Raw genomic sequence first — 4,974 nt, 5'->3', positions numbered from 1 at the left:
GGCCATCGTCCACACCTCCGCAAATCGAGAGAACCGGACCCCTCCGGCCCGAATACCCCCACCCTACGCGGCACCCACGAACACCGTCGATGGGGACAACTCCCCATCCACCCAGCGCGTACGGGATCAGCGGCGGACGAACACGGATCGGATCCGCACCCACAACGGATCCGCCTCCGACAAACCGGAGACGAGATGCATGACTCCCCCGACCTGCCCGAGGCCCGCCGCCAGAGCGATCACTCCGACGGCAGCCGAGGCCGCCGTCATCGAGGTGACTCCGGCTCCCAGATCACGGACGAACAGGGCGATGCCGCCGACGGCAACCAGCAGGGCGAGTGTTGCGGAGACGAGTCGCACGAAGACGCGCGGTTCGAAGTTCGCGGTGCGCGCCCGGAGCCAACCACCCGCGCGGCGCTGCCGCCCGCCTGTCGTGTACGGCAGACGACGCCACCAGGAGGCGGCCGACAGGATCCGCCGACCGCTCCACCACAGCGCGACCAGGACGGCGAGTCCGGCCAGTGCGACGATCACCGCGGTCACGATCACCGCCAGGTCGACCGGCGCGAGCGACCCGCCCAGCATCCGCACGGCTTCGATCATCCCGGCCGTGACGAACGCGCCGCCGATCGCGAGCGCGAAACCCAGGAGGCCCAGACCCCAGCGCGACCAGCGCTCGAAGTCCGTCCGCAGCACGGCGGCTGCGCGATCCGCATCCACCGGACGAGCGTCCTGCGTGCGCGCCGCATCGATGAGGGGTCGCGACTCGGGTCGGATCAGCGCAAAAGCCATCGGCCCAGGCTATTCGCCGTCCAGCGGCGCCTCGAACCGCACGCTCTTCGGGGAGCTGACGAGCTCGATCAGCCGCGGTCTGCCTGCTCCTCGGCGGTCGCCGGCACTGCGGGCTCCTCGGCCAGCTGCTCCCAGGCGAAGGTCGAGATCATGGCGTCGCTGAGCAGCTCGATGCCGTCGAGCACCTCTGCGGGGATCACGTCGCCGTCGGGGATCACGATGGTCGACGTGAACACGAGCGCCTTGCGGCGCAGCGTTCCCGGCACCGGGATGATGTAGGTCAGGGTGCGCCCGCTCACACCGTCGATCGCCTGTGCGCCGGCCGGACGCTTCGTCTCAGCCGACCACCTGACGATGTGCTTGAGGTTCTCGTCGAGGAACACCGCCCCGCGCGCGCGGAACGCCTCCGTCACCCAGGCGTCGAGGTTCTCGCCATCCGGCGCGTCGAGAGCGGATGCCGTGATCGACAGCGGCAGCAGCTCCTCCATCGGCACGTCCTCCTGCCGATAGATGGCGAACACCTTGGTGCGCCGCATGCCCTGATTGGCCTGGGCCATCATCGTGCGGAACTCCGCATCCAGGTCGGGGCGTCCCGCCTGCATGAAGATCGCGCTCGCCTTGCGCACGTCCTCCTGCTGTCCCGCGTTCGTCGGGAGGTGCGCCTTCCACCCCGGGGGCAGCACGAGCCGGAAAGCCGGGATGCCGAAGCGGAACTCCACGCCGAGGTCATTCATCTCGTTCATCGGGTGGTACTCCTCGTGTCGATCGTGAGGTCGGCAGTCACGCAGGCCGGCCGCTCGGCAGGGTGATGCCGGCGATGATCTTCGGGATCTGCTCCTCCATGAGGGCGAAGGGCTCGAGCGTCGACCCCATCGCCTCGATCATGATCGCAGACTCGCCGTCGCTGAGCATCACCGTCCAGTTCGCGATGGGGCGCGCCTCCCCGTCGTCGAGGAGCACGGCGGACGTGCGTCGCAGAAGGAAGCCCTTGCCATGGGAGTCAGTCTCCAGTGCCGTGAGTTCGGATGCCGTCGAGTCAGGGAGGGTGGCGATCTCGGTCAGGATGGCAGGGATGTCCAGGTCGGCGGCGGCGGAGACCGTGATCTCGATCAGGACGTCGCTGTACGCCCCGCGGGGGACGAACCACAGTTGCACGGCGGCGTTGCCGGCGAGGCCCAATATGCCCTCTGCCGTGAAGGCGAGCGCCTCGCGGTCACCATCGGTGAGCGGGGAACGTTCGGCGTAATGCTCGACCGCGGCCGACACCCATTGCTCCCCGATGCCCGGCTCACGCCGCAGCAGATCGGCTGCAGGCAGCGGGATGTACCACTCCGCGTCGTAGGCGAAGTCCCATTGCGACGCGCCGTCGGCGACCGGCACCGAGGTCATCGGGTGAGACCGTTGAGCATGCTGGCCGGCGACAGGCCACCGGAAGGACTGCCGCCCGCGAGAGCCACACCCTTGTCCGCCCACTTGTACACGTTGTAAGCCTGCTCGAACAGGTCTGGCGCCGGAGCCTTCGCGAGGCTGGAGAGTGCATCCGGCAGCTGGTTGATCAACCGATTCCCGTATCCGGTGCCCGCCGCGACCGCCTCCTGGAACGAGACGGTGAACGACCGGTTGGCTCCGCCGAGGAAACGCTGACCGAGCCCCGCGAGGGTGAACGGGCCCGTCATGCGCGTCCGAGAGGCGTTCTGCACGAAGTTCGCGAAGTTCGCCTTGCTCATCACGCCCCAACTTCCCTTGGGAGCCGCGGTGATCCCACGAATGTTGCGGATCTGGCCGAGCGGCCCGGTGAGCTGCTTCGGAATCGCCTTGAAGAACTTCCCGAGCCCCTGCCCAAGCTTGCCGATCGGAAGCACGCCGATGATCGACATCGCGAGATCACCCCAGCCCTTCCGTCCGTCGAACATCAGGGCGACGGTCAGAGCGAGCGCGATGACGCCGACCACGAGTGCCGCGATCGCGAAGAAGGGCCCGCCGATGATGAGTCCGAGCACGGCGATCGCGAGCCCGATCCAACTCACCCATTCGGCCACGACCGCGAGGACACCCGCGATGTTCTCCCACGTGGAGTCCTCGCCGATCTTGTTGGCATCGGTGAGGCCCGACACAGCGGTCTCATAAGCGGTGTGCCAGGTGTCGTACTCGCCGTCGAACGCATCGAGGTTGTCGTTGTGCGTGGTCTCCGCGGTGCTCAGGGTCGATGCCGCACCGGAGGCGGCGTTCGCGAGATTCGTGCCGGCTGTCGTGTTCGCCGCCGCGTCCTCTTCCGCCGGCGGGTTCAGCCGCGTCGACGTGTTGTGCGCCTGAAGCGCGTCGGCGGCGTCGGCGGCGTTCGACTGCGCGGTCTGCAGCTCGGTGAGGCTGGTCTGGCAGTCGGCCACGATGGTGCGCATGCGGCTCTGCGCGGTCTCGAGCGCCGTGGCGTAGTTGCTCAGCGTCGTGCCTGCGGGCTTGTAGCGGCGACCCGCCTCGTCGAGATCCTTGTGGACGTCGTCGACGACGTCCTTGATCTTGTCCATCGCGTAGCCCTCGCCGTCGATGGAGCCGTCCTTGATCCCCTTGAGCGTCGCGGCGGCACTGACCATGCTGTCGCCCAGTTCGACGATCTTCGTTCCCCGGTCGGCGATCGCCACGGCATCCCCGGCCACGACCTCGACGTCACGCCCCTTGTTCGTCTGCATCTGCTTCTCTCCCCTAGACCGCTGCCGGCTGACGTCCGGCGCCCGGCGCGCTACCCGAACCCGACTGCTCCATCGACGTCGCCATCTCGGTGTCGAGGCTCATGACCTCGTCAACCGTTCCCTTGACGCGATCGGCGACCTCTTTGAGCTTGGTGAGCAGCTTGTCGCGACTGTCGTTCCAGCTGCCCTCGAAGTCGTGGCAGCGATCCTTGAGCCGTCCGTCGCCGTAGGGCCTGCCGACGGCGTTCTCGACGTCGTCCTGCTTCGCCGCGGCGGACTCCAGCTCGGCCACGATCGCCGTGAGCTTCTCGCTGGTCGTCTGCAGATCACTGATCGGCACGAGCATGCGTTCGCCTGCCATGGTCCCCCTCCTTCTTTCCCGGACGCTACGACGTTACTGGGAAGGGCGGCACGACGCGATGGGGAGTACTCCCCATCTGCCCGCGCCTCACACCCTCCAGCTGCTGTTCTTGCGCTTCTCCAGGATGCGCTCGGCGATCTTGATCGTGTCGGCGATCGACAGGAGGGAGAGTTCCGTGAGCGCCGCTGCACCGAGACCGCGCTTCTGCGCCTTGGCGGCGGTGGTCCGGACCGCAGGGCGCGCCTCCCGCGAAAGCATCTCGGCGAAGCTCGACCAACGGCGGAGGTCGAGCGTCGCCAGCTCGACGCGGTGGGCGCGGCGGAGACGCGCGAGTCGACGTCCGCCAGCTCTGCGCGTCGCGCTCGCCTCGTCGGCCGTGTAGTCGCCACGGCTCTGGGCCACTTTGGCCTGCTTCTGCGCAGTCGCCTCGATTACCTGCGTGACCTCCTCCGCGTACTCGGGCATCGACCGCAGCAGTCGCCGCTCCTCGGCCACCCAGCGCCGCAGGAGCACATCCCCGCACTCCGGACACAGCTTCTCCGGCATGACACCGTCGACCGCATAGCCGCATGCGCAGTCGATACCGCCGCGCTGCTGCGCCCGATGCGGACGTCCGCCAAGCCTCGCCCGCAGGAGTGAGGCTCCCACCGCGCTGCGCCCGAGCTCATCCGCCAGGAACCCCTCGCCGCTTCTGCGCTGCATGTCGGCGACCAGCAGCTCCCAGCGCTCCTGGTCAGCCGGCCGGATCAGCGGGCGGGCGGAGTTCGCGTACTCGTCCAGCACCGCAGTGATCTCCGCTTCCTGCGCGGCCCGCTTCAACGCGGTCGCGGAGGTGGCTCCCGGCCAGGACGGGAACGCGATGTGGGCCGCGAGTTCCCGCATCCGCGCATCACCCGAGACTCCCGCTGCCTCATGCAGCGCGGCCAGGGGCGCATTCGCCTCCAGCACACCACGTTCGAACTCCTCGACAGCCTCAGACGCACTCATGCTCCCAGGGTAGACGCCCCCATGCGACGAAGAGGGCCGACCGTCATGGTCGACCCTCTTCGTGAAACGCCGCTGTGCCAGCGGGTGGCGCTGTGTGTCAGCTGCCGGCGAGCTGCTGGTCCAGATCCTGGATCGCCCGCATCATCC

Annotated in this window: 6 protein-coding genes; all 6 read right to left on the bottom strand. The window is 68.3% G+C overall.

The window, feature by feature from the left end:
* Positions 1-126 precede the first annotated feature (126 nt).
* Positions 127-792 (bottom strand): hypothetical protein, encoded by a 666-nt coding sequence (locus AX744_RS03210; protein ID WP_061015377.1) that lies wholly within the window; start codon positions 790-792, stop codon positions 127-129.
* Between the two features lie 68 nt (positions 793-860).
* A complete protein-coding gene (locus tag AX744_RS03205; protein ID WP_046746665.1) occupies positions 861-1,535 on the bottom strand; it encodes a hypothetical protein in 675 nt (224 codons plus the stop codon).
* A 37-nt stretch (positions 1,536-1,572) separates the two neighbouring features.
* Positions 1,573-2,181, bottom strand: a complete 609-nt coding sequence (locus AX744_RS03200) for a hypothetical protein (RefSeq protein WP_061015376.1) — start codon at positions 2,179-2,181, stop codon at positions 1,573-1,575.
* Positions 2,178-3,479 carry a hypothetical protein gene (locus AX744_RS03195; RefSeq protein WP_058631569.1) on the bottom strand — a complete coding sequence of 434 codons (1,302 nt, stop codon included), beginning with the start codon at positions 3,477-3,479 and terminating at the stop codon, positions 2,178-2,180. The genes AX744_RS03200 and AX744_RS03195 overlap by 4 nt, the downstream gene beginning before the upstream one ends.
* 13 nt (positions 3,480-3,492) lie before the next feature.
* Positions 3,493-3,840 (bottom strand): hypothetical protein, encoded by a 348-nt coding sequence (locus AX744_RS03190; RefSeq protein ID WP_046746669.1) that lies wholly within the window; start codon positions 3,838-3,840, stop codon positions 3,493-3,495.
* A gap of 87 nt (positions 3,841-3,927) precedes the next feature.
* Positions 3,928-4,827 (bottom strand): hypothetical protein, encoded by a 900-nt coding sequence (locus tag AX744_RS03185; RefSeq protein ID WP_058631570.1) that lies wholly within the window; start codon positions 4,825-4,827, stop codon positions 3,928-3,930.
* Between the last annotated feature and the right edge of the window lie 147 nt (positions 4,828-4,974).

The organism is Microbacterium sp. CCH5-D1, assembly GCF_001557335.1.
Taxonomy (GTDB): domain Bacteria; phylum Actinomycetota; class Actinomycetes; order Actinomycetales; family Microbacteriaceae; genus Microbacterium; species Microbacterium oxydans.
This window is presented reverse-complemented; position numbering and strand designations above follow the sequence as displayed.

Bases quoted from the DNA above. Each gene is read 5' to 3' on its own strand.
- AX744_RS03190 (WP_046746669.1), bottom strand. From the start codon at position 3,840: ATGGCAGGCGAACGCATGCTCGTGCCGATCAGTGATCTGCAGACGACC.
- AX744_RS03200 (WP_061015376.1), bottom strand. From the start codon at position 2,181: ATGACCTCGGTGCCGGTCGCCGACGGCGCGTCGCAATGGGACTTCGCC.
- AX744_RS03205 (WP_046746665.1), bottom strand. From the start codon at position 1,535: ATGAACGAGATGAATGACCTCGGCGTGGAGTTCCGCTTCGGCATCCCG.
- AX744_RS03195 (WP_058631569.1), bottom strand. From the start codon at position 3,479: ATGCAGACGAACAAGGGGCGTGACGTCGAGGTCGTGGCCGGGGATGCC.
- AX744_RS03210 (WP_061015377.1), bottom strand. From the start codon at position 792: ATGGCTTTTGCGCTGATCCGACCCGAGTCGCGACCCCTCATCGATGCG.
- AX744_RS03185 (WP_058631570.1), bottom strand. From the start codon at position 4,827: ATGAGTGCGTCTGAGGCTGTCGAGGAGTTCGAACGTGGTGTGCTGGAG.